Annotated in this window: 19 protein-coding genes and 1 pseudogene; 9 read left to right on the top strand and 11 right to left on the bottom strand. The window is 45.9% G+C overall.

Annotation, left to right across the window (positions count from 1 at the left end):
* The first annotated feature begins 71 nt into the window (after nt 1–71).
* The gene (gene rnc, locus QUA03_RS00800) at nt 72–779 is read left to right on the top strand and encodes a ribonuclease III (protein ID WP_333208894.1); all 708 of its coding nucleotides are present in this window, start codon (nt 72–74) and stop codon (nt 777–779) included.
* A gap of 89 nt (nt 780–868) precedes the next feature.
* Nucleotides 869–2,062: a Gfo/Idh/MocA family oxidoreductase gene (locus QUA03_RS00795; RefSeq protein WP_333208892.1), complete on the top strand. Its 1,194-nt coding sequence runs from the start codon at nt 869–871 to the stop codon at nt 2,060–2,062.
* A 38-nt stretch (nt 2,063–2,100) separates the two neighbouring features.
* Here the strand turns inward: QUA03_RS00795 and QUA03_RS00790 are convergent, their stop codons facing one another.
* Complete coding sequence (locus tag QUA03_RS00790) at nt 2,101–4,146, bottom strand: ATP-binding protein (RefSeq protein WP_333208891.1); 2,046 nt, start codon at nt 4,144–4,146, stop codon at nt 2,101–2,103.
* A gap of 664 nt (nt 4,147–4,810) precedes the next feature.
* Between QUA03_RS00790 and QUA03_RS00785 the strand changes: the two genes are divergently transcribed.
* From QUA03_RS00785 to QUA03_RS00775, 3 genes are all read left to right on the top strand, one after another.
* Nucleotides 4,811–5,455 (top strand): class I SAM-dependent methyltransferase, encoded by a 645-nt coding sequence (locus QUA03_RS00785; protein WP_333208889.1) that lies wholly within the window; start codon nt 4,811–4,813, stop codon nt 5,453–5,455.
* A gap of 103 nt (nt 5,456–5,558) precedes the next feature.
* Nucleotides 5,559–7,064 carry a cryptochrome/photolyase family protein gene (locus QUA03_RS00780; RefSeq protein WP_333208888.1) on the top strand — a complete coding sequence of 502 codons (1,506 nt, stop codon included), beginning with the start codon at nt 5,559–5,561 and terminating at the stop codon, nt 7,062–7,064.
* A gap of 572 nt (nt 7,065–7,636) precedes the next feature.
* Nucleotides 7,637–7,894: a DUF2811 domain-containing protein gene (locus QUA03_RS00775; RefSeq protein ID WP_050813024.1), complete on the top strand. Its 258-nt coding sequence runs from the start codon at nt 7,637–7,639 to the stop codon at nt 7,892–7,894.
* Nucleotides 7,895–8,322: 428 nt separating this feature from the next.
* Here the strand turns inward: QUA03_RS00775 and groL are convergent, their stop codons facing one another.
* A complete protein-coding gene (gene groL / locus QUA03_RS00770; protein ID WP_333208886.1) occupies nt 8,323–10,014 on the bottom strand; it encodes a chaperonin GroEL in 1,692 nt (563 codons plus the stop codon).
* A gap of 30 nt (nt 10,015–10,044) precedes the next feature.
* Complete coding sequence (locus tag QUA03_RS00765) at nt 10,045–10,203, bottom strand: hypothetical protein (RefSeq protein ID WP_333208885.1); 159 nt, start codon at nt 10,201–10,203, stop codon at nt 10,045–10,047.
* A 445-nt stretch (nt 10,204–10,648) separates the two neighbouring features.
* On the opposite strand from QUA03_RS00765, the gene QUA03_RS00760 reads away from it, so the two are divergent.
* Nucleotides 10,649–12,397: an ABC transporter ATP-binding protein gene (locus QUA03_RS00760; protein ID WP_333208940.1), complete on the top strand. Its 1,749-nt coding sequence runs from the start codon at nt 10,649–10,651 to the stop codon at nt 12,395–12,397.
* A gap of 208 nt (nt 12,398–12,605) precedes the next feature.
* Here the strand turns inward: QUA03_RS00760 and QUA03_RS00755 are convergent, their stop codons facing one another.
* Complete coding sequence (locus QUA03_RS00755; protein ID WP_333208883.1) at nt 12,606–13,631, bottom strand: fatty acid desaturase; 1,026 nt, start codon at nt 13,629–13,631, stop codon at nt 12,606–12,608.
* 274 nt (nt 13,632–13,905) lie between these two features.
* Nucleotides 13,906–14,049 (bottom strand): hypothetical protein, encoded by a 144-nt coding sequence (locus QUA03_RS00750; protein ID WP_333208881.1) that lies wholly within the window; start codon nt 14,047–14,049, stop codon nt 13,906–13,908.
* Nucleotides 14,050–14,670: 621 nt separating this feature from the next.
* Here QUA03_RS00750 and QUA03_RS00745 point away from each other — a divergent pair.
* On the top strand, nt 14,671–15,138 hold the full coding sequence (locus QUA03_RS00745) for a hypothetical protein (protein WP_190734193.1): 468 nt from the start codon (nt 14,671–14,673) through the stop codon (nt 15,136–15,138).
* Between the two features lie 96 nt (nt 15,139–15,234).
* Here QUA03_RS00745 and QUA03_RS00740 read toward each other — a convergent pair whose 3' ends face one another.
* From QUA03_RS00740 to QUA03_RS00730, 3 genes are all read right to left on the bottom strand, one after another.
* Nucleotides 15,235–15,477, bottom strand: coding sequence for a hypothetical protein (locus tag QUA03_RS00740; RefSeq protein WP_333208879.1), 243 nt, complete (start codon nt 15,475–15,477; stop codon nt 15,235–15,237).
* 113 nt (nt 15,478–15,590) lie between these two features.
* A complete protein-coding gene (thiO, locus tag QUA03_RS00735) occupies nt 15,591–16,700 on the bottom strand; it encodes a glycine oxidase ThiO (RefSeq protein ID WP_333208878.1) in 1,110 nt (369 codons plus the stop codon).
* 297 nt (nt 16,701–16,997) lie between these two features.
* Nucleotides 16,998–17,336 (bottom strand): 2Fe-2S iron-sulfur cluster-binding protein, encoded by a 339-nt coding sequence (locus QUA03_RS00730; RefSeq protein ID WP_333084631.1) that lies wholly within the window; start codon nt 17,334–17,336, stop codon nt 16,998–17,000.
* A 75-nt stretch (nt 17,337–17,411) separates the two neighbouring features.
* On the opposite strand from QUA03_RS00730, the gene cimA reads away from it, so the two are divergent.
* The gene (cimA, locus tag QUA03_RS00725; protein WP_445304806.1) at nt 17,412–19,070 is read left to right on the top strand and encodes a citramalate synthase; all 1,659 of its coding nucleotides are present in this window, start codon (nt 17,412–17,414) and stop codon (nt 19,068–19,070) included.
* A gap of 141 nt (nt 19,071–19,211) precedes the next feature.
* Here the strand turns inward: cimA and QUA03_RS00720 are convergent.
* From QUA03_RS00720 to QUA03_RS00710, 3 genes and pseudogenes are all read right to left on the bottom strand, one after another.
* Nucleotides 19,212–19,457 (bottom strand): annotated as a pseudogene (locus QUA03_RS00720) (IS1/IS1595 family N-terminal zinc-binding domain-containing protein); the annotation flags it as partial.
* Nucleotides 19,458–19,648: 191 nt separating this feature from the next.
* Complete coding sequence (locus tag QUA03_RS00715) at nt 19,649–20,623, bottom strand: SPFH domain-containing protein (RefSeq protein ID WP_333208876.1); 975 nt, start codon at nt 20,621–20,623, stop codon at nt 19,649–19,651.
* Nucleotides 20,624–20,753: 130 nt separating this feature from the next.
* The gene (locus QUA03_RS00710) at nt 20,754–21,185 is read right to left on the bottom strand and encodes an NfeD family protein (protein WP_333208874.1); all 432 of its coding nucleotides are present in this window, start codon (nt 21,183–21,185) and stop codon (nt 20,754–20,756) included.
* A gap of 334 nt (nt 21,186–21,519) precedes the next feature.
* Here QUA03_RS00710 and QUA03_RS00705 point away from each other — a divergent pair, with 334 nt between their 5' ends.
* Nucleotides 21,520–23,718 carry a protein phosphatase 2C domain-containing protein gene (locus tag QUA03_RS00705; RefSeq protein ID WP_333208872.1) on the top strand — a complete coding sequence of 733 codons (2,199 nt, stop codon included), beginning with the start codon at nt 21,520–21,522 and terminating at the stop codon, nt 23,716–23,718.
* Nucleotides 23,719–24,373 lie beyond the last annotated feature (655 nt).

The following is a 24,373-nucleotide window of genomic DNA, read 5'->3' as shown; positions in this document are numbered from 1 at the left end:
AAAACCTCCCAACCCGGATAGTCATCCGTGATTGCCACTTCTAAAATCTAAAATCTAAAATCTAAAATGGTATGATTTATCCGGGTCGCCAAAAGCAACTTGAAATATTAATTCAAAAATTGGGACTGACGAAGAATGCTTCGATAAAATGGCATCTCCTCGATTTAGCTTTGACCCATGCGAGCGCGTCAGCTAAGGCAAATTACGAGCAACTAGAGTTTGTCGGGGATGCAGTTGTGCGGCTGGCTGCGTCGGAATTGTTGTTTGAGATTTATCCTGACTGTACAGTGGGGGAATTTGCTGCTATTCGATCGATCTTGGTGAGCGATCGCATTCTTGCTAAAATCGCTGAAAGTTACGGCTTCGATCGCTATTTAATTGTTTCCAGCAGCGCCGCCGCAGACAAAACAGGCGCTGAACCCCGGCTGGCAGATGCTTTGGAAGCGGTACTGGCTGCGCTTTATTTGAGTACCCAGAGCTTAGAATTAATTCGCCCTTGGCTAGATTCTCACTTTCAACGCTTAGCGACAGAAATCCGCAGTGATCCTGCCCGCCAAAACTACAAAGCTGCTCTCCAAGAGTTGACTCAAGGCAAATACAAAACTTTGCCCAAATATAGCGTGCAAGAAACCGGGACAGTGCAGGGGGGGGAGGATCGTTTTACCGCAGAAGTTCTCATTCAGGGAAAGTTGGTAGCAGAGGGAAAAGGTCGATCGATCAAAGCGGCGGAACAAGCAGCGGCTCAGTCAGCTTTTAATAAATTAGTTAATAGTCAGTAGTCAGTCAACAGTGATTTGTTTGAGTTAAAACATAGATAATAATAACAAAATATGCTATAATTCCGGTGCGATTTTTGAAATTATAATCAATGAAAATCGGAATAGCTGTATTGGGTGCAGGTCGCTGGGGAGTTAACTTAATTCGCAACTTTCTCGAACATCCCAACAGCGAAGTTTTAGCGGTGGTAGACCCGAATCAAGATTCATTGGCAGCCGTTCAAAAACAGTTTAATCTGGATGTTTCGGTGATTCTAGCTACCGATTGGTTTCAAGTGCAAGCCTTGCCGAGACTGCAGGCTGTGGCGATCGCTACTCCAGCTTCCACACACTATACCCTCGCAGCAGCAGCGCTGAAACAAGGCTATCACGTCTTAGCAGAAAAACCCCTCGCCATCAACCTCACTGAAGCAATAGAACTTTGTCAATTAGCCGAAAAACAGCAGCGGCAACTCTTCGTTGACCACACTTATCTGTTTCATCCAGCAGTCGATCGAGGCCAAAGAATTATTCAACAGCATCAACTCGGAAAATTGCGCTACGGTTACGCCCAGCGCACCCATTTTGAACCGGTGCGCCATGACGTTGATGCCCTTTGGGACTTGGCTATTCATGATATCGCTATTTTCAATACTTGGTTGGAACAAACGCCAATTGAAGTAAGGGCGATCGGCACTGTTTTTCCGAAGGAAGAAGGAAGGAGGAACAAGGAAGAAGGAACAAGGAAGAAGGAACAAGGAATAAATCAAGAAGCAGCAGAAATTGAAAATCAATTTTCTCCTTCACTGCTGGGTACTAATCCTGCAGAAAAACTAGCAGATTTAGTTTGGGTAACGCTCACCTATCCCGACGGATTTCAAGCATTTATTCATCTGTGCTGGCTAAATCCCGACAAACAACGGCGCTTAACAGTTGTTGGCAGTTTGGGAACCTTGATTTTTGACGAAATGTCGCCAGAAACTCCCCTGATTGTGCAGCGTGGCAATCCAGATTGGGGAGGCGAAGAGAATAACTCTTTTGAAAGTGCGTTAGCGAAGCCCGCCCCTATGGGGGCTACGCCAACGAAGAGGATCGCGCCGCAGCCAACAAGCCTCAGACACCGCGAAGTGTTGAGTTTAGAACAAGTAGAACCGCTGAGGCGAGTGTGCGATCGCTTCCTCAATTGCGTGCAAACAAATACCCCCTGTCTTACCTCTTCGGGCGCCGCCTCCGTCGAATTAATCCGCATTCTCAGCACTTTGAGCAAATCCCTCGAACTCGGCGGACAGCCCCTAATACCCTTTTAGATTTTAGATTTTAGATTTTAGATTGGGAACATCACTCCTCAACTTTTGAAATTTCCCTTTTCCGTTACTAAGTCGGGGCTGTGAAAATAAAAACTTGACTGCTGGTTTACCGGCAAAGAAATCATCACCGTAGTACCTTGATTCACGCCCGCGCTGTGCAGGGTAATGCTTCCGATCATAGATTCCATTATCCTTCGCGAGATAGCCAAGCCCAAACCGTTACCGCCAAACTTGCGAGTTGTAGAACCATCAGCCATCACAAAAGGTTGAAACAATTTCTGCTGGTGCTCGGGATCTATACCAATTCCCGTATCTTTAATTGTCACCACCACCCAATCGCTTTGACCGCTGGTGCCAGTCGTACTTTCCCCACTGCCGTTAAAACTACCAGAATTAGTCCTCGACTCTAACCGCACAGATATATTAATGCTGCCCGACTCTGTAAACTTAACCGCATTGCTCAAAACATTTAAAAAAACCTGTTTTAGCTTCTCCGGATCGGCATGAACAATAATCGGATCGTGAGGAGCTGGCAAACTTAACTTCAAGCCTTTTTCCTCGATTGGAGTCGCTTGCAAATCAATCGCGTCTTCAAGTACCTGAGTAATATCAACTACTTCTAACATCATGGAGAACGTGCCGGATTCTATTTTAGCAATGTCCAAAATATCATTAATAATATTGAGCAATTGCATTGACGAGTCGTGGGCCCGCTGTAAAAATTCCATTTCTTCATCTCGGTCATCGCAGTAGCCGTCCCGGACAATTTGAATAAAACCAATAATCCCGTTGAGCGGGGTTCTCAATTCGTGAGAAATATTGCCCAAAAATTCATTCTTTAATTGATTGGCAACTTGCGCTTCCTTGGTTGCGACTTCCAATTCTTTGGCCCTGGATCTGAGACCCTGCACCATGCTGTTTAGTGCTTCTGATAGTTGATTGAATTCCCTAATTTGGAAATTTTGTGGCACTGTCTGCGACGCTTCTGTATCTACTTTCATCGCGTAGTCTCTCAGTTTTTCCACAGGACGCGCCAAGTCGCGAGACAGATATAAAGTCGCGATGATACTAGCAGCAACCAAACCTACAATTAAATTAAATAAAACTTGCTGAATTTCTTCCAAACCCGACAGAGCGTAATCTAAACGAGAGACAGCTAAAATAATCCACTTGCTGTTCTCCTGTGTAGTTGAAGGACTCGGGATAGCGGCGTATCCTGCTAGCAACTCTACACCATTTCTTTCAAAGGAAAATAGGTGGAGAAAAGCTGTGCCGCCGGCGATCGCCCTTCTGACAATACTTTTTAGTCGAGCGGCATCTGCCTCTTGGTCAATATTGCGGCCCACGCGGTTGATATTCGGGTGCGCCAAGATCGTCCCATCTTGGTCGATCGCCACCGTATAGCCGGCTAAAGAACCCTTGGGAGCGCTGGTTTGCACAGGCAATGCCGACTGCAAACTCAAAGCATAACTCAACTGCAGGGTATTGCCCCGACGAATGTAAACAGGAGCGCTCAACACCAAACTCGCTTGGCTATCGGAGCCTTCTTTACCCGCATCGGGAAAATCCTCAGCCCCCAAAGCCATCTTCTGATCGTTTGCTGTCCCCTGTCGCTGCGGAGGTAAGGACAGACTGATGTAAACGCTCTTGTCGTCCAGCAGCGTTTGCTGCTGCTGTACGGGTGGCCAAAATTTTGCGGGCAAGGACTGAATCGGCTGTTGCCCGCAAGTGCTTGCTATCACTTGATTTGTCTTTAAATTAGTCAATTGCAAGCAATCAACCTGCGCTGGCAACCGCTGCCCTAATTGGGCGATAAACTTTTGATAATCCTTCGGATCTACCGACTGCAACATCGAGCTTTCCGAAGCGCCGATCAGATTCGACTTCAGCGATTTCGCCCACTGTTCAATAGTGTCTGCTTTTCTGACTGCACTTTCTGTCAAGTTTTGACGAGCAGTTTCCAGAAGCGTCGAGCGTGCCTTGCGATAGGTAACATACTCCCCCACCAGTAGAACAGGTACGCTGAGCAACAAAATCCGCGACAGTAAAATACGGCGAAAGGAGGATTGACCTAACTTAACCATAGGAAATATCTAAATTAAGGTGCAACACCCAACAGCGACCATTACAGTGAAATAAACCAGACCGAAAGCATGAATCTGTCTAGGGGGCTCTGCTGACTGGACAACACAGCTTCAGAACAACATTTAAACACAATTATAGAAGCCACTGTAGTAATCTCGATTCTAAGTGTGTGGACTAAAAGATGCTCAGCAATTTGTTGGGCAAATGCCTGTGATTTCGGTCACACTTCCCTTCACAATTCTCGGAGCGAGTGACACCCGATCGCCCAGGTGCCTATTTTTCAGGCTGCAAAAAGCGTCGGGTGGACATACCGCAGTGGCTTGAAGCTAGAATCGCATAGATGCACTCGCCCCCAATTAACAGGCAAAAAGTTCGGTTTCCGGCTAGTGTACAGAGATCATTCTTGTTCGATCGGACTTTTTCTTTCCCAAGGCCTTCGAGAAATGGGCCAGAGATGAGCGATGCGAGATTTTGCACCTTGTCAAATATTTCTTTTGCCATCTGATTGATTCAGTGACAATAATTCACCTGTCAAACAAAAAGAATGAGACGATCGAGCTGCCGATCGACTCTGACAACCCTAATGTGGGGAACCTTAGCTCAAACAGTGCACCCACGCTCGGTAAATTCGCGGTCTCGGCAATAATCTCCATAGCTTAATCGATGAAAAAAAACTTTAGCAATTATACGTATTATTACACAAACAACCGTCCGAGATATCATCACGCATATTTGATATCTCCCCTTTTAGAAATGCTGGCGACACTTCAGCAGACCAGCAAGACAAAACTCCTAGTTTTGGATCTCGGCTGTGGCAATGGCAGCCTCAGTCACGTTATCGCAGAGCACGGCTGCGAAGTTGTCGGCGTTGACACTTCAGCGGCCGGAATTGCCATCTCCCGTCAAAGTTTCCCCGAATGTCAGTTTATCGAAGCAGATATTTACGACCTTCCAGATACCGATATTTTGAACTCATTTGATGTTGTCTTAGCTATTGAAGTAATCGAACACTTGCTTTATCCTAAAGAACTAGCAAAAACTGCGAAAAAATGCCTCAAGCCGGGAGGAAGATTAATTATTTCCACACCATATCACGGCTATTTAAAAAATCTGGCTTTAGCGGTCTCTGGCAAACTAGATCAACATTTTACCGTTCTTTGGGATAACGGTCACATTAAATTCTTTTCAGTAGAGACGCTGACCAAGTTATTGACATCTGAAGGATACACAGACATAAAATTTAACTTTGCTGGTCGGTGTCCCTATCTTTGGAAATCAATGTTATGCTCTAGTAAGTTTTCAGGATAACCTAAAAACTTATGAGTTGTGAGTGGTCAATAAATTAAGTTTCTTGACTAGACCCCCAGGTCTCATAAAAAGTAAAAAATAACTTTCACCCACAAAAAGTAAAATGACTGTTGGCGTTTGGATATTAGGCGATCAATTGTGGGAGAACCAAGTTGCTCTCAACCGCACAGATGATAAATCCTCCCTACCGATAATTTTAATTGAATCTTGGCAGCACGTTCAACAGCGGCGCTACCACCAACAAAAATTAGTATTAATTTGGTCGGCGATGCGGCACTTCGCGAAAGAATTGCGCGACGGTGGATGGCAAGTTACTTACACAAAATCGGAGGACTTTGAAGCACCTCTCAAAGCTTGGATACAAGCTCACAATATCACCGAAGTGCAGGTGATGGCTCCGAACGATCGACCTTTTTTACAGATCGTTCAAAACTTGCAACTCCCCTGTCAAACAACCCTAATTCCCAACAATCAATTCCTCTGGACAGAAACAGAATTCAAAGATTGGGCTTCAAGCCGCAAACGTTTGTTAATGGAAGACTTCTATCGAGCCAGCCGCCAGCGTTTTCAAGTTTTAATGGATAGCAGCAATAAACCTGTGGGAGGGAAGTGGAATTTTGACAAAGAAAATCGTCAGCCACCCAAAGGAAAACTGGATACCCCGAAACCTTTATGGTTTGAACCGGACGCCATAACTCAAGAAGTTATCGCACAAGTTAAATCTCTATCTTTCCCAACTTACGGCAAGATTGAACCTTTTCGCTGGGCGGTTACACGAGAGCAAGCATTGCAAGTATTAGATAATTTCATCGAACAGTGTCTCCCTGCTTTTGGCCCTTATCAAGACGCGATGGTAACGGGAGAGGAAACAATGTGGCATTCCCTAATTTCTCCATATCTCAATATTGGATTACTTCATCCTTTAGAAATTATTCAAGCGGCCGAAACGGCCTACCTCGAAAAAAACTTAAATTTAAACGGCGTCGAAGGTTTTATCCGCCAAATTATGGGCTGGCGAGAATACATTCGCGGTGTGTATTTTTACGTGGATGCTGATTATTTTGAAAAGAATTGGTTCAACCATACTCAGCCGCTGCCGGAGTTTTTTTGGGACGCTAGTAAAACAGATATGAACTGTTTGTGCCAAGTTTTAACTCAAGTCGAAGGCAGCGGTTACGCGCACCATATCCAGCGGTTGATGATTTTGAGCAATTTTGGTCTAATTGCGGGAATCTCGCCCCAGGAGCTAGAAAAATGGTTCCACAGTGCGTTTGTGGATGCCTATGACTGGGTAATGCAGACTAATGTGCTGGGCATGGGTTTGTTTGCTGACGGCGGTGTGTTGGCCTCGAAGCCCTATGCTGCTTCTGCCAATTACATTAATAAAATGAGCGATTATTGTCGGGGGTGCAAATTCGATCGCACAGTGCGATCGGGCGAAAATGCTTGTCCCTTCAACTTCTTCTACTGGGATTTCCTAGCGCGCCACCGGGACAAACTTCAGTCGATCGGTCGCATGAGCTTTATCTTAGCCAATCTCGACAAAATGCCGCCGGCCGAATTGGCAACCATCCGGCAAAAAGCGGCAGAGTGGCACTTAGTCAGTTGACTGTTGTCAGTTGACTGTTGTCAGTTGTCAGTTGTCAGTTGTTAATCCTTTGCAGTGGCTAATAACAAATAACCAATAACATTAATCAACAGTCAACAGTCAACAGTCAACAACGCCCCATGCCCCATTCCCCATGCCCAATGCCCATGCCCCATGCCCTTTGCAATTCTTATTTTTTCCCTGACTTTTCCCTAAACATTCCACAGCGTTTCCACAGGCAAGTCTGAGGTTTTCCACAGATACGACAAAGTTTTCCACAGAAATTAACGGCACGGTAGCATCTTGCTGCGGAATTGGGGATTTCCTTAACTTGCTGGCTAATTCCTTATAAACCCCCCCAATACATAAAGATATGTAACAAAAAATGCCCTAAAAAGCTCATTCTTTCGTAAACCTTTTTTTTATATAAAGGAGTTTGTAATATTTCGCAACATTGACAAACCCACCCCCTCATAGCGCACAATGATGCGACCGACCTAAAAAAAAGCGCTCTGATTTCGGCTGTGCCTGCACCTGTATCCGGCCGAAGGGGGGGTTCTGTTTTCAATTTATTAGCGAAACTAAAAAAAATGATGAACCCAACAGTCAGTATTTTTGCTGAAATTCCCGAAACGCTGCACGATTCTCTCAAAACTTACCTAGAAACCCATCCCGAATGGGATCTAGACCGAGTATTTTGCGCGGCCCTGTCGCTGTTTTTGTTGCAGAATGCCGATAGCGGTACGCCTGAAGCTTCGCGCAGTTATCGCCAAGCTGCGAGAGTTTATCTCGAAACTCTGTTTCAATCTCCTCAAGACTTGCACAGCAACAATGTAACTCCGTCATCTTAAAGGATCAGGGCAGAGGGGGAGACGCGGTTTCTGCGAAGGATTTTAGTTGACCGAGGGCGCGCGCTGCATAGCTGTCAACTTCAGCTTAAAATCCCTGAGATCTATCGCTTATAGCTTAACGCCGAGCCCCATTGCATCTCCCTTAAGAAGCAGGGCGGTTTCATTCTCATGAAAATCGCGATTTTGTAGGGTAGTGTCCCCGTGCCTACCCCCTCCACGGAGGAGGGAATCGGTGTTTCAAATATCGGGGCAAGCACGGGGGGATTGCCCCTACAAGAGAATGAAAAATCCCCCCGGACAATCAGGGGATGCCGGGGGGATAAACTGCCTTAATCGTCAAACAGTAGACTGGTAGTAAATAAGACGCGCTTGTTTACACCCAGGGTGCTTATGGCGCACTCTACAGACTACAAACTAATGGCTGAAGATTACATCATGCCCATGCCGCCCATGCCGCCCATGCCGCCCATGCCGCCCATGCCACCCATGCCGCCCATGCCGCCCATGCCGCCCATGTCGCCCATGTCGCCGCCGGCTTTTTTCTTCTCGGGTTTTTCGACAATCACAGCTTCAGTTGTCAAAACCATACCAGCGATGGAACCGGCATTTTGCAAAGCCGATCGCACCACCTTAGCCGGGTCAATAATCCCGGCGGCAATCATATCTTCGTACACGTCGGTGAGAGCGTTGTATCCAATGTTGAACTCGCTCGCCCGCACTCGCTCGATGACGATCGAACCTTCAACACCCGCATTATCAGCGATTTGACGCAAAGGTGCTTCCAAAGCTTTCTTCACCAAGTCAGCGCCTACTTGTTCTTCGGCGTCTAAAGTATTTCTGATCGCATCTATTTTTGTAATCAGGTGAATTAGCGTCGTGCCACCGCCGGCAACGATACCTTCTTCCACAGCAGCTTTAGTAGCGTTCAAAGCGTCTTCAATACGCAGTTTACGGTCTTTGAGTTCGGTTTCGGTAGCTGCGCCGACTTTAATTACAGCGATGCCGCCGGCGAGTTTGGCGATGCGTTCGGTTAGCTTTTCCTTGTCGTAGTCGGAATCCGTCGCTTCTAGCTGCTTGCGGATTTGCTCGATCCGTTTTAGCACGTCAGCTTTGTGTTCTTCGCCAGCAACAACGATCGTGTTTTCTTTGTCGATCGTAATTTTGCGGGCGGTACCGAGCATTTCTAGGGTTGCGGTATCGATGCTGAGTCCGACTTCTTCGGAAATCAGTTGACCGCCAGTAAGAACGGCGATATCTTGAAGCATAGCTTTGCGCCGCTCGCCAAAACCAGGAGATTTCGTTGCTGCGATGTTCAATACGCCGCGGGCTTTGTTGACTACCAGAGTTGCCAAAGCTTCGCCTTCAATATCTTCGGCGATAATTAGCAGCGGTTGACCTGTGCGGGCGATTTTTTCGAGAACTGGAATTAGTTCTTGAATCGAGCTAATTTTTTTGTCGGTAATCAGGATGCGAGCGTTTTCGTACTCGACTTCCATGCGATCGGTGTTAGTGACGAAATACGGAGAAAGATATCCGCGATCGTACTGCATCCCTTCGACAACTTCCAATTCTGTTGTCAGAGATTTCGACTCTTCAACAGTAATTACACCGTCTTTGGTGACTTTTTCCATTGCTTGGGCAATCATGGCGCCGACTTCTTCGTCGTTACCGGCGGAGACAGTGGCGACTTGAGCAATTGCAGCCCCTTCGACGGGTTTCGCCAATTTCTCGATTTCCAGCACCAAGTGGGCGATCGTTTTTTCAATACCCCGGCGCAGCGCGACTGGGTTTGCGCCTGCTGCGACATTCTTCAAACCTTCGCGAATGAGGGATTGAGCTAGAACCGTTGCGGTTGTTGTGCCGTCGCCTGCGATATCTTTAGTTTTGGAGGCGACTTCTTGAATTAAGCGAGCGCCGGCATTTTCCAGGGGGTCTTCGAGTTCGATCTCCCTAGCAACGGTGATACCGTCGTTAACAATTTGGGGAGCGCCGTATTTCTTTTCCAATAGGACGTTCCGGCCTTTCGGGCCCAAGGTGATGCGGACTGCATCGGCGAGTTGATTGACGCCGCGTTCTAGTGCCCGCCGAGATTTGTCGCTAAATGCAACTATTTTGGTCATGTTTGTCTCCAATCGCTTACATTAGCAAATTTAGCACTCTCTGAGGCTGAGTGCTAAGTCGATCGATTTTTGATTGTAGCGCGACTCAACGCTGGGCGGGATTGCGGGGACGGATGGGAGATTTGGGCGATCGTTCCGGGTGGCTAAGGACAGGGCATTGCCGTGTCCCCACATATCTCGTGTCGCCACAGATATAATGTGGTTTGTTACATATCGATATACTCAGGTTTTGGTTGAGGTCAAAACCTAATTTTGATGGCGCGTTATCCCAAAGCAGAATTTTTATTAAAAATTTCTTAACTTGTGTTTTCCGTCATCTACCTTTCGATAGAGCTTCTATTCTTTTTTCAGATTTCTACCTTCTATGGATCGTCAATTAAATAATTTCCCTTTTTTCTTGTGGGATGGGCGTCCCGCCCGTCCCCAATAGACGGGCGGGACGCCCATCCCACAACAGTCATGAAAAGTGGATTTTATTTAATTCTCATCCCTATAGCAACCGCCAAGACTATTAGGACGTTCTTAATTGCTGAAAACCTTGAGGAAGATTCCTTCTTCCTTCAGCATCCATCCGTTACATCCGTTACAAAATCCGCTGCCGAACCTTCTTCCTTCTTCCTTCTTCCTTCTTCCTATGGCTCGTTATTCTCGACTGCAAAAACTCGGCTCTTATATGCGCCCGCACTGGAAGCCAACATTCTGGGGCATTTTTTCGCTATTAATTGTCAATGCTGTGGGCGTTTACATTCCCCTGCTGATTCGGAATTCAGTTGACACTCTCCAAGTTGCGACTAAATTTGACGAAGTTTTCAACTTCGTGGCACTAATTCTGATCCTCGCCTCCATTATGTGGGTAATTCGGATGGTGTCGCGGATTCTGCTGTTTGGCGTGGGGCGTCAAGTAGAATTTGACCTCAAACAGCAAATATTTAATCATTTATTAACATTAGAACCGTCTTATTTTGCAGCCAATACGGTAGGAGATTTAATTAACCGGGCTACTTCCGATTTGGACAATATTCGGCGCTTGGTGGGGTTTGCAGTGCTGAGTTTGGCGAATACGGCATTTGCCTATGCTTTGACTTTGCCGGTGATGTTGGGGATTAATGTAAGGCTGACGTTGTTTGCGATCGCAGTTTATCCTTTAATGCTGGTTTTGGTACAGTTATTTAGCGACAAACTTCGCATCCAACAGTTAGCCGTGCAAGAGGAATTGTCGGCGATGAGCGATTTAATTCAGGAAGATATGAGCGGGATGTCCGTAATTAAAATCTACGCTCAAGAAGAAAACGAACGCCGAGCTTTTCGCAATTCCAATGCGAAGTTGCTATCAGCAAACTTGGAATTAGCAAAAACTAGAAACTTTATTTTTCCGCTGCTGGGCGGTTTGGCAAGCATTAGTTTGTTGGTGCTGCTTTCTGCTGGTGGGGGGGCAATTGCTAATGGCCAAATTAGCATTGGCGATTTTGTGGCGTTGCTGATTTATGTGGAGCGTTTGGTGTTTCCGACGGCGCTGTTGGGTTTCACAATTACTGCTTACCAGCGGGGAGAAGTGAGTGTCGATCGCATCGAATCAATTCTGACTGTGGAACCGCAAATTAAGGATACTGCCGATGCAGTTGAACTTGCAACTCCAGTCAAAGGCGAAATTGCGGCTCGCCATCTAAATTATACGTATCCCGGCGCTAAGACACCCGCGCTTAAAGATGTTGATTTTACCATAAAACCGGGAGAAACTGTCGCAATCGTTGGGGCGATCGGCTCAGGAAAATCAACTTTAGCTAATGCACTGCCCAGACTGCTGGACATCGATCGGGGTCAGTTATTTGTAGACGGACAGGATATTACCGAGGTAAAATTGACCGAATTGCGCGGGGCGATCGCCTACGTTCCGCAAGAAAGTTTCCTGTTCGGCACTACCATCAAGAATAACATCCGCTACGGAAACCCTTTAGCGGAACAGCCGGAGATTGAAGCCGCAGCAAAACAAGCGCAAATTCACGCCGAAATCCTCAACTTTCCCCAGCAGTACAAAACAGTTGTCGGCGAGCGCGGCATTACTTTATCCGGCGGACAACGGCAGCGGACAGCACTTGCTCGCGCTTTGTTAGTTGACGCCCCCGTGCTCATTTTGGATGACGCTCTTTCCAGCGTTGACAATCAAACTGCTACCGACATTTTGCGAAACTTGGCAACGGGAACCGATCGCAAAACAGTAATTTTTATCTCGCATCAAATGTCAGCGGCGGCCAGTGCCGATCGCATTTTTGTGATGGAGAGAGGAGAAATAGTTCAGAGCGGCACTCACCTTGAATTGGTAGGGCAAACAGGGCTTTATCAGTATTTGTGGAACCAGCAAAAATTAGAGGAATTGCTGCATTGACAAGTGACAGATACTTTGAGTTATATCAAATCCGCTAGCATCGGAATTAATATTATTCACAGCCTGGACACGGCAGAGCTGTGTCCCTACAATTAATCCGTGTAGGGACACAGCACTGCTGTGTCCTCTATATAATTCCGGTGCAACCGGAAACGAGATCATAGGATTGTGGGGATAAAGAAGCAACCAAATTTATTGCCCACCGATTTTAATTAGCTACATTACTCAAAGAAATTTCTTCTTGTCGTTGAAATAATTTAATCGATTGCAGACTATCTGAAGCAGCGTCCCAAAGAATGAATTGGAAGCAGTCAGGAATATCGCGAATTGTCAGTGATTTTGAATTAACCAGCAGGTGAATATTAGCATTGTGACAAGCCCGAAGATTATAGTTAGGTATTCGCTCAGAGAGATGATGAATATTGTGGTAAGCAATATCAGCCGAAAACCAATTAAGAATAGTTGGTAGTTTCAGATAACTGCTGCCTTCTATTGCGCCCAGCAGATAGTCCCAGCCCTCTGTTTTGTGGGCGTAGGAACCGTCAAAATTATGCTGAACAAAGAAAATACAGATAAATATCGCTGCAGAACAAGTCATGACAATTGAGTAAACACTCCAGAAAAAGCCAAACCCCAGTAAGTTGCTCAGATAAATCCAGCTACCAACAACACAAATATTGTTGAACAGTAAATCCCAAAATTCAGCCGTCGTATACCAATGTTTGGATTTATAAGAAGCAAGGATTGCAGATAAACCCATGCCAAAATCTTGCTTGAGACAAGCAAAAATATGTCGGATAAAACCCGTAATTCCCAAGATGAGCGCGAGTCTTGGCTTAATAATTAGATAGAAAAAACCACCGGGAAACAGCATCAATGGGTGTCTGAGTAACTGATAAATCTTTTGACTAAATGGGCTTAGCGCCGCAAATTTTTCGGTGGATATCAACGCCGAAGGGCCTCGGTACATATCCCAATTACCATTATGTTTGTGGTGATAAGCGTGTCCCCTCGACCAGGGGTACTGAGGAATCGCATTGATGATACCTAGCATAAAACCCATAATGCGATTGACTTTTTTGGAGCTAAAAAGAGAATAGTGTCCGCAATCGTGCATCAAAGAGAAACAACGTCCTGAAAAAAGTGTCATCAACACCATTATCGGCGGCAGCAGGAATACAGAAATGGCAGCCGCTTTAAAGGCTAAAAACCATAAAAATGTATAAGGAATCACTGTATTGAATATTTGGCAACTAGCTTTCAAGTTGTTGCTCTTCATATAAGGAGCTAGCACAAAATCCGACTTTTTGATCGCGTTTTTCATTCAGTATGTCTATGGTGTGTGGATCAGTGCTTAGCTTACCATCAGGAGATGCTGGCTATTTTTGGAATTGTTTTTTTGCAGGTAATTGGGTGAATCGCGGTTGAAAATTGACCCAGAGTTTACAAAACTGCTGATAATATTTAGTTCATTAGCTCGTCCTTTTGGTGGTTTCGCTAAGCTAAAATTAATCCCAGCATTGACGTAGTTCCTCATAACAAACGGCCAGAGTAATTTCTAATTGTTGCAGAAAATCGATTTCTATTTGACCGTCATTTGTTAGCAGAATAATTTCTTGGGTGGGATGGTATGTCGCAATGATTTGAAGCAAAATTGAGATAGCGGATGGCTCTCTTGACAGTCGTTACAGATAATCTGTTAGCGATAATTCAGTTAGGAATTGCAAGTGATGCGGAACCGTAGAGACTGTATAATCTCATTACATTTGCGGGACAGGGGCGGATTTACGCCGAACTTTCCCCGTTTCTTCCAAAGGTTTTTTTGTTGGAACCGATTTTTGCACATTTATGAGGTTATCACAACTCTGCTTTGTTTACAGAAAAAACTGTGAAGCCTGTCAACAGCCGAACAAATCGCTGCACCGGAAGGCATGAATATCATTGGTTGGTTGCACGCCATTCAGTAATTTATGCCACTATTTTTGCTTGCATCGTCTGTGCCACACTTTACTCTACCGGGTTCTAGCCCAACTCGATCGCACGCTCAAAAGTTGGGATACTGGCGAAAACTTTGTATTGGCGGGCTATAAGGGCGATCGAGAAACCGCCTGCCCCGGAAACCAAAGCTGACACAACATCCACAACCGCAGAGGATTTTGGCTAAAGTCCTTGAGAAGAGAATTTGAGGAGCGATCGCAATTGCCTGCGTTTTTTGTGCTCGGAGATAGCTCGGATTTGCTACAATCTAATCGCACACGCGACTAGAAGGGATTATGACCGAACTATTAGATGAGACGCTTTCTATTGAAATGGCCGCTCGCATCAAAAGCAACCGTAAAAACTGCTTTGACAACGCCTGTAAAGCAGCATTAGCCACCGAGGGCGCAATTTATGTTCAAGGCTTTTTAGCTGTGCCCGGAGTGCCATATAAACCCATCGAGTATAGCTGGATTGAACTCGACGAGCGAATTGTTGACCCAACCTTTCCTCATCTCGGTTTCATCGCTCAAGACATTCATTACTTCCCAGTCCAGCGCTTCAGCGTCAAGAAACTCAAAGCAATCCTAGAAGAATCAAAAGAAGATTATCCTGAAGACGACCCGCTGCCGATTTATGGCAATCAACCTTATGAATATTACGGGGATTTGATGTTAGGCGGTAGCGATTACCAAAATGCTTACGATTTGGCTGCCGCTAAATGCAGGGAATTAAACCAACCCAAAAAACAGGATGCCAACTAATTGAGGACTTACAAAAAAATGGTTTGGCGCGCTACTTACAGCGGTACTGTAGCCACTGTTGTGTCGATTAATATACTTCATCATGACTTCCCAAATCTACAAACACGGCTTTTCCGTCTTCTGTAAAGTAGAAAAGTACCCTTTCGTCACTCTGAGTTCATTGATGTTAGCCGAAAATTTCAGTTCACCTTTTTGTTGTTCAATCTGCGCTGACTTAAAGTTTTGATACATCTCTTCGCGACGTTCTTCCCGGAGATATTGCTTCAACAACAGTTGAAGCTCTTGCTTTTCGTCAGTAGAAAGATTCTTGATCGTCTCGACCACATCACTGAAAGTCATAACTTACAAAACCCTATTGTGCTGATTAGATTATAGCAAAAAATATCCTTTTGGTTGACTTTCGTTTCTCGTTATGCGCCTCTGCCTAGTCTTAAAAAAAGCAACAAATCTCACTATTTACCATTCTCAACCTTCCAAGATTCAGGAAACCTCGAATAATGAAAAGCAGCCAATAACGGATCTAACTTTTGCTCCCACATCAAATCCGCCAATAATTTAGCCGTCACCGGAGCCAACAAAATGCCGTTGCGGTAATGCCCCGTAGCCCATGTCAAATTCTCCCAAGCACTACCACCCAAAATCGGCAACTCATCAGGAGTAGCCGGCCGAAATCCCCACCAAAACTCCAAAATCGGATAATTTTGTAATTCGGGATATAACTTAATCGCTCCTGCTAGCAAAGTTTGGATTCCCGCAGGGGTATTTCCCGGCGTGAAATCCACATTTTCGCTAGTTGCACCAATAATAATTCGGCCATCTTGACGCGGCACAATATAAATGCCCGTCCCGAATAGAACGGTTTGCAGGGGCTGGATAACTCCCCAATCTTCTGGTACACATACTGACAGCATTTGTCCCTTTCTTGGAAAAACCGGAACATTCAATAACTGCTCAGACCAAGCACCCGCAGCCAAAACATAACGGTCTGCTTGCAATTTTCCTGCTGTTGTTTCAATGCCAAAAACTCGGTTTCCCTGCCGAATAATTTCCCCTGCATTGCCTTGAATAATCTCAATCTTCAATTCTTTAGTTGCGGCCTGAAGCGTCCGAAATAAAGCGCGGTTGTCAACTTGAGCGTCGTCAGGATACCACCAACCGCCAATTACTTCTTTACCTAATCCAAACTGGTGCTGGCGAACTGCATCTCTGTCCAACCATTGATAATTAAGGTTTGACAAAAGTGGCTTTTCTTGAAGCTCATTTTGACAAACTGGTGCGAGAATTCCCGATCGCCAATATCCCGTTTTCAATCCGGTAATATCTTCTAGCTGTTCCACCCAGGCGGGATACAGTGCGCGGCTTTGCAAGCACAAATCCAGCATCGGACTGGGGGGAATTCGTTCGGCTTGCGGGGCAAGCATTCCAGCAGCAGCCCGCGCCGTCGGTTGTTTAGAATCGGCGGTGAGAACCGCGACAGATGCCCCTCGCAATTTCAGTTCTACTGCTAGCGAAAGGCCGATTATTCCGCCGCCAATAATCAGAATATCTTTAGATGAATTCATTAACTTTTATATGGACTTTCTGGGTTTTTTAACCGAAAGCATCTAGGATACAAGCCCCCGGATTCATCCGTGGAGAAATAAATAAAAAACGTGTATCCGAGAAACTTGCCCCCCGAATTTATCCGTGGGGTCAATGCTTCAATCTAAAATCTAAAATCTAAAATCTAAAATCGATAGATCTCTCGGATTTCTTTATGGTAAGATGCCGCGTGTGCACCTTACAGTTAGAATTCTTGCACAAGTCTTACAGATTATCTGGCAAGGCGATCGTCCTATCTGCCTTCCTTAACAAAAAATCTATGCTTGGGGTTTCCAGACAGTTTCAGAACCTTGACCCCAGAAACCGTCATATTTTGTCACCTTAATATCGCCTAAAACCTTGGTTTGGCAGGACAAACGGCGGTTGGAGGTGGAAGAATGGGGAGGAACCGAAAGTCGGGCTTTTTCGCGCCACTGGGGCTCGGAAACTTCGCCCTCGACGGTGACGGCGCAGGTGCCGCAAGTGCCGAGGCCGTGGCAGTTGATGACTTTGGCATTGCCGTTGTAGAGATCAATGCCGTTTTTGAGCAAAACTTCACGGAGATTGGCTCCGCGATCGCACTCAAATGTTTTTCCTTGCGCTTGTACCTTGACCACAGTAATTTACCCCAGTTAGATTTATGTTAATTTTCCTATATATTATCGCATTAAATTCAAATAAATTCATCTAATATGGTAAGTGATATATTACCAATTTCTCGATCGCAATTTCCCATGACAAATCGGCTCTGGATCTACGATACCACGCTGCGAGACGGTGCTCAGTGCGAGGGACTCTCCTTATCTCTCGAAGACAAACTGCGAATTGCTCGACAGTTAGACAGTTTAGGAATTCCCTTTATTGAAGGCGGCTGGCCGGGGGCGAATCCTAAAGACGTACAATTTTTTTGGCGTCTCAAAGAACAGCCCCTAACTCAAGCAGAAGTTGTAGCTTTTTGTTCGACTAGGCGGCCGGGAACTACGGCAGCTAATGATGAAATGTTGCAGGCTATTTTGTCCGCCGGTACTCGCTGGGTGACGCTGTTTGGCAAGTCGTGGGATTTGCACGTTATTGAAAGTTTGAAGACCACGCTAGAAGAAAATCTGGCGATGATTCGAGATACAATTGAATATTTGCGGAGTCAGGGCAGGCGCGTTATTTACGATGCCGAACACTGGTTTGACGGCTACAAACACAATCGAGATTATGCTATTAAAACTTTAGAAGTAGCCGCCGATGCCGGTGCAGAATGGCTGGTGCTTTGCGATACTAACGGCGGTACTTTGCCTCACGAAGTCAGTCAGGTTGTTCGCGATGTTTTAGAATCTTTAGGAACTAATCGACAAAAATTTTTACAATTAGGAATTCACACTCACAACGACTCCGGAGTTGCGGTTGCTAATGCTTTGGCTGCTGTGCGGGAAGGAGTGAGGATGGTACAGGGAACTATTAACGGTTACGGCGAACGCTGCGGCAATGCCGATTTATGTTCCTTGATTCCTAATTTTCAGCTAAAGCTGGGTCATAATTGCATTGAAGACGAGCAATTAGTTAAATTAACTCAAGTAAGTCGATCAATTAGTGAAATTGTCAATCTAGCTCCCGATGATCATGCTCCTTTTGTCGGTCTTTCGGCTTTTGCTCACAAAGGCGGAATTCACGTATCGGCTGTTGAAAAAAATCCGTTAACTTACGAACATTTGGAACCGGAAAAAATTGGCAACAGGCGGCGAATTGTGATTTCCGATCAAGCGGGTTTGAGCAATGTTTTGGCGAAGGCGCGCACTTTTGGCATGGATCTCGATCGCAAAAATCCTGCTTGCCGCCAAATTCTGGAAAAATTGAAAGATTTAGAAAGCCAGGGATATCAATTTGAGGGGGCTGAGGCTTCTTTTGAATTGTTAATGCGGGAGGCTTTGGGAAAGCGCAAGCGTTTATTTGAAATCAAAGGTTTTCAAGTTCACTGCGATAAAGGTAGGGAGGAAACAGTTAATTCTTTAGCAACGGTGAAAGTGACTGTTAACGGTCAAGATATTCTGGAATGCGCGGAAGGAAACGGGCCGGTTTCGGCACTTGATGCGGCTTTGCGGAAGGCTTTGCGGAATTTTTACCCGGCAATTACTGATTTTAACTTAACCGATTATAAGGTGCGAATTCTGGACGGATGTGCGGGAACTTCTGCTAAAACTCGCGTGTTGGTTGAGTTTAGCAACGGTCAAGACCGCTGGACGACTGTTGGGGTTTCTGGTAATATTTTGGATGCTTCTTATCAGGCGGTTGTTGAGGGTTTGGAGTATGGTTTGGTGTTGGGAGATAGGGAGGCGATCGTTTTAACTGTGTCGAGTTATTAGGTTGACGGCGAAGAGAAGTTGCCTGAATATCGATGTTTAAATAGATATCAGGCGATTTCAAGAGAGGGTTAGCCAATTTAAAAAAGGTGAAACCTAAAATTTTGCATCATTCTTAATAAGGATTTTATGGGCTGTGAGTTATCCTTGTTGTTTAACCCAATTCATAATTGTTGTATGATGTACCCCTTTTACTCTTTCAATCTCCCTAAAACCCATGCCATTAACATACATTTGTAGGCATTCGTCTTTCACTTCTTGAGCATAACCTCTGTGCTGTTCATAGCAGTCTATAAATTGTCTACCACAGGTAACACACAGGTAGTTCTGCTTGCCTTTTTTTCGCCCATTTTTATTGATATGAGTTGACTTACATTCAGGACATTTCATAGAATATAACTTGTGTTAAATTGTTTTTTGTGAATTGCTCTCATAATCAATTATATCTTAATTCAGCAACGCCGATTATTTAATAATGTGGTGCGTGATGACACAATCATTTTTGCTATTCATGGTAACTCTGTATGAGGAGTTTCATCCCTCATACAGAGTTACCAGTCTCTTTCAATGGCTCATTCTAGCTAAGACTGCTTTTTCACGTCATTATTATTACCTTCCCCAACGATTGATCGCATTCCTTCGAGCGTAGCGGGAATGCTGCGCGGGTCCATAAACATCACCTTGCTGCTGCCACTGGTGCCAATTTTTAGACCCATATCCAGATAGTTTTGAGCTAACAAAAATTGTAAAGCTTCCCGCGCAGTGGGGTCATTTTGCAGAGTTTTGGCGATAATTTGCAAGGCCTCAGAAGTAGCTTGAGCTTTCAAAACCTGACTTTGGCGTTCTGCTTGAGCTTTCAAGACGATCGCCTTTTGTTGAGCTTCCGCTTCTAAAATAGTCGCTTTTTGGCGCGCTTCTGCATCCAAAACTTGCGCTTCTGCTTTACCTTTGGCGCTGTTAACTGCTGACTCGCGTTCGCCCTCGGATGTCAGAATTGCCGCCCGCTTGCGTCGATCGGCTGCCATCTGCAATTCCATCGATTCCTGTACAGTTTTAGAAGGGATAATATCCCGCAATTCTACCCGTGTTACTTTCACTCCCCAAGGATCGGTAACAATATCTAAATCTCTGAGCAATATTTCATTAATTTGAGAACGAGCAGTAAAGGTTTGTTCGAGATCCAGTTGACCCATTTCGGCGCGAATTTGAGTCAGCACCATATTTACCATTGCAGACTGGAGATTTTCTACTTTGTAACAAGCTTTTTCCAAGTCTACAATGCGCCAGTAAACCACAGCATCAACGGTGATGGAAACGTTATCGCGGGTAATACAAGCTTGCGGAGGAATATCTAAGACTTTTTCCCGAATTGTTTGTTCGTAAACGACCCGATCGAGAAACGGCTTGACAAAATTCAAACCTGGTTCGAGTCTCCTGCCACTGTATTTACCTAAAGTTTCCACCAGCGCTTCATTTCCCTGATTGATAATCTTGACGGAACCTGCGAGGGCTGAGCCGCCAAGTGCTAAAAATACAAGTAAAAAAAATTGTTCCACGGTTGCCTCCTATAAATGTTGACTTTTGACTAAAAACTAATGACTGATGACTTTTGACTAAAAACTGATGACTGATGACTAATGACTGATGACTAACTACTAATTGTCTGTGATTAATTCCACATTTTGTTTAAGAATGCAAGAGATTTTCGGGCAAAACTATCAGAGTAGTGCCTTTCCGTCCGACGACAATTACGTTTTGGTTGGGGGGGATAGTGGCCTTCGTGTCTTCGCAGCGAGCTTGCCAAGAATTCCCCTCATAAATGACTCGACCGGCTTCTCCGGGGGGAATTTCTGTTAAAGTTTTGGCTTCCTGAGAATCTGCGATCGCCCTTGCGGTGCCTTTTGGTATCAACCGCCGAGACACCAGCACAAAAACTGTCGAAAATACCATCCACAGGAATATTTGTAAATTAACGTAAGGTAGAACTAGAGAGCATCCAGCTACCGCGAAGGCGCTCAGTCCCATCATAAAAGCGACAAAAGCAGTCGGGAGAAATAGCTCTGCCAAACAGAGCAAAGACCCAGCTATCAGCCAAAGGAGCGTAGGAGTCAAGATCATAAAAAGAATAGGTGATACTATTTAGATCTTAGATTGGAAATTTAAGATTTAAGAATTGCCAACAACTGACTATGCAAGGGTTTGCGACTTGCAGCCCCTCAGAGCGATTTTTCGCGCAGCGGTACCAGGTTGAGGCTTCCATCGTACTCCAAGTCTGAGTTTAGTAACTTAAATTACAATTTAAGCCGGTGCAGACTGGCAGAAACTACAATTTCTAGGGGCCCAAAGGCAGTTAAGAAATTGATAGGGGCTAAAATCAGTTTATTCTCAAGCTCATGAATTTGGGCTGGCGAATCATATATCTTCAGAATCTTTTTACACAAACTATTTCGATATGATCAGCAGTTTCTCCGAACCCATTTATTGCCCGAATCTTAGCTGTCCCGATCCCCGCAATACCTTTGGCCGCCAGCACTGTGCAGCGTGCGAAACGGATTTAATTTATCGCTATGTGTGGGTGGTGGGGCAAGCAGCCGAGGAAGTGCCGACGGGTAAGGTAATAGCCGATCGATACTTTGTCATTGCACCCCAAATCTGGCTCGACAGCCGTCCAGCTTTGCCTCCGAGCGTCCCGGAACAACTGCCGGATACGATTATGCCTTACCTGCATTTGTATCCCCAACGGCTGCATACGCCGGAAGTATACGGTTTTTGTTCCCTAGGGGAAGCACCGGAAGCGACAGAGGTGCTGTTGTTGGAAAATGTGCCCATCAATAATTTCGGTCGCCTGTATCCTTCTATTTTAGAAGCTTGGTCTGGGACAACCGCCGCGCGCCAAGTTTACTGGCTGTGGCAAATGCTCCAACTGTGGGCGCGACTATCGGAACAGGGAGTCGCTTCGAGTTTGCTGGTACCGGAAAATTTGCGGGTGGAAGGTTGGCGGGTACGCCTGCTGGAACTGCACCGGGGCAATTTTGTACCGACGCTACGGGACTTGGGAGATGTGTGGTCAGGTTTGGTGGAATCAGCGCAACCCGAGGTGCAGTCGAAACTCGGAGAAATTTGTCAGTTTATGCGCCGCAGCAGCATGAATTTCGACGCGATCGCCCTGGAACTAAACGATTTACTATTAGAACAAGCCGCTCAATTGCCTCTGCACTTAGAAGTAGTCGGCATGACTGATACCGGGCCACAGCGCTCCCAAAATGAAGACAGTTGCTATCCGGTTGCTGCTGATTTTCAATTTAGCAAAACTTCAGGGGGCGAGAAATTAATTCCTTACTTAACAATGGTTTGCGACGGGGTTGGAGGCCACGAAGGAGGAGAAGTTGCCAGTCAATTAGCCGTGCAATCCCTGAAAGCTTTAATCCAAAATTTGCTCGCAGAAATTGCTCAACAAGAAGAGTTGATGACGCCAACAATGGTGATCAAGCAACTCGAAGAAATAGTCCGAGTTGTGAATAATGTGATTTCTGCTCAAAATAATGAGCAGGGAAAAGAGTTGCGGCAACGGATGGGGACGACTTTGGTGATGGCCCTCCAGTTGCCTCAAAAAGTGAAAAATTCCGAGGATTTGCCCTCAAATAACAGCCACGAACTTTATTTAGTCAATGTTGGAGACAGCCGCGCTTATTGGATTGGCAGAAATTACTGTCACCGGCTGACTGTGGACGACGACGTAGCCTCAAGGGAAGTCCAGCTAGGACATTGTTTATATTGGGAGACTCAACTGCGATCGGATGCAGGAGCCCTGACTCAAGCTTTGGGCACGCGGGATGCCGATTTCCTGCGCCCGACGATTCAGCGATTTATTGTGGAAGAGGAAGGCTTACTGCTGCTGTGTTCCGACGGTTTGAGCGACAACGACTGGGTAGAGAAATCTTGGGAGAATTATGGCCCAGAGGTGCTTGAGGGCAAAATGTCTTTGGAAGCGGCAGTTCAGTCTTGGATTCGTCTCGCCAACGAGAAAAATGGTTATGACAACACCTCCGTGGTAGCGACTCACTGTCGGATGTCGCCGGAGAGATTGGTACTGTTTGATCCGGCGGTGGCCTCAGCGCCGGCGTCAGCGCCAGTGTCAGCCTCGGTGTCGCTGCCGCCTTCCCTCGTCGCTGCGTCCCTCCAGAAGTCCGGGAGGATTCCAGAATCTCAGCTTTCAGAATCGTCCAAACAGTTGTTGTACCCCGAAACTTCCCCCGCCCCGGAACCAGTTCAAAAACGGCGATCCAAGCTGCCGCTGCCCCTACTGGGGGTGTTGGGGCTGATATTAGCCGGCGGCGGTTTAGGTTTGTGGGTGCAAAGCCTCCAAAGCCCGCAGCCAGATCCCGCACAACTTCCACCACCGCCGGAAACTCCCGCCCCAAGTCCTTCGGAGAGTCCCTCGCCCGGGGCCGAGAGTCCCTCGCCGTCGCCGGAATCGACTCCTGCGGAAATTCCGCCGCCCGGGGCCGAGAGTCCCTCGCCGTCGCCGGAATCGACTCCTGCGGAAATTCCGCCGCCCGATAGCGAGAGTCTCTCGCCGTCGCCGGAATCGACTCCTGCGGAAATTCCGCCGCCGGAAGAAGCGGAAACTCCTTTGCCATCAGCAGAGTAAGCGAGAGTCTCTCGCCGTCGCCCGAATCCACTTTGAGCTTACAAAACAATGCTTCGAGAGTCGCAGCTCTCTACTATCCAAATTCGGGAAAACTTTCCCAGTGTAAATGGAATGATTTCTGCTAGAGGTCGTTGATTTACAGCATATTCCATGTAGATGTAGATCGCGAGAAACCGGGTTTTTTGAACAGAATCAGTAAGGATGCGAGAACTGTAAAGAAACCTGGTTTTGCGCGGTGTGCTTTATAAACCTGGAATACGCTGTATATAAATCACACTTCATACCAATTTAATGTGAAGTTGCACATATCTCGATCCCCCTAAATCCTCCTGGTTGTTGGGGGACTTTGAGAACAATCTTGTCCCCCCCTTATTAAGGGGGGCGCCAGGGTGATCGGATTCTATGCAATCTCATAAAAAATTGGTATCACAGGGGAGCATCTCACTTTTGCAGCCAAGCTAGAAATTGGAGTTTTGAGCCAGAAGAAGTGTTTTTACAAATATGAGATGCTTCCATCACAGTTAATGATTTTGTATCATAGTCCGCTTGCAGAAACAAGATGGCTAAAAAGTCAGCCATCACTACAAAAAGTAGTTAAAAATGCTTAATAATTTCCGTGCAGCTAACAATTAGCGATTAGCAACTAACAAGATAA

The sequence above is a fragment of the Microcoleus sp. S36b_A4 genome (genome assembly GCF_036700645.1).
Taxonomy (GTDB): Bacteria; Cyanobacteriota; Cyanobacteriia; order Cyanobacteriales; family Microcoleaceae; genus Microcoleus.
The sequence above is the reverse complement of the archived record's forward strand: the minus strand, read 5'-3'. Positions and strand labels throughout refer to the sequence as shown.

Coding starts and splice junctions, on each gene's coding strand:
- rnc (WP_333208894.1), top strand. CDS start 72: ATGATTTATCCGGGTCGCCAAAAGCAACTTGAAATATTAATTCAAAAA.
- QUA03_RS00795 (WP_333208892.1), top strand. CDS start 869: ATGAAAATCGGAATAGCTGTATTGGGTGCAGGTCGCTGGGGAGTTAAC.
- QUA03_RS00790 (WP_333208891.1), bottom strand. CDS start 4,146: ATGGTTAAGTTAGGTCAATCCTCCTTTCGCCGTATTTTACTGTCGCGG.
- QUA03_RS00785 (WP_333208889.1), top strand. CDS start 4,811: ATGAAAAAAAACTTTAGCAATTATACGTATTATTACACAAACAACCGT.
- QUA03_RS00780 (WP_333208888.1), top strand. CDS start 5,559: ATGACTGTTGGCGTTTGGATATTAGGCGATCAATTGTGGGAGAACCAA.
- QUA03_RS00775 (WP_050813024.1), top strand. CDS start 7,637: ATGAACCCAACAGTCAGTATTTTTGCTGAAATTCCCGAAACGCTGCAC.
- groL (WP_333208886.1), bottom strand. CDS start 10,014: ATGACCAAAATAGTTGCATTTAGCGACAAATCTCGGCGGGCACTAGAA.
- QUA03_RS00760 (WP_333208940.1), top strand. CDS start 10,649: ATGGCTCGTTATTCTCGACTGCAAAAACTCGGCTCTTATATGCGCCCG.
- QUA03_RS00745 (WP_190734193.1), top strand. CDS start 14,671: ATGACCGAACTATTAGATGAGACGCTTTCTATTGAAATGGCCGCTCGC.
- QUA03_RS00740 (WP_333208879.1), bottom strand. CDS start 15,477: ATGACTTTCAGTGATGTGGTCGAGACGATCAAGAATCTTTCTACTGAC.
- thiO (WP_333208878.1), bottom strand. CDS start 16,700: ATGAATTCATCTAAAGATATTCTGATTATTGGCGGCGGAATAATCGGC.
- cimA (WP_445304806.1), top strand. CDS start 17,412: ATGGTAAGTGATATATTACCAATTTCTCGATCGCAATTTCCCATGACA.
- QUA03_RS00710 (WP_333208874.1), bottom strand. CDS start 21,185: ATGATCTTGACTCCTACGCTCCTTTGGCTGATAGCTGGGTCTTTGCTC.
- QUA03_RS00705 (WP_333208872.1), top strand. CDS start 21,520: ATGATCAGCAGTTTCTCCGAACCCATTTATTGCCCGAATCTTAGCTGT.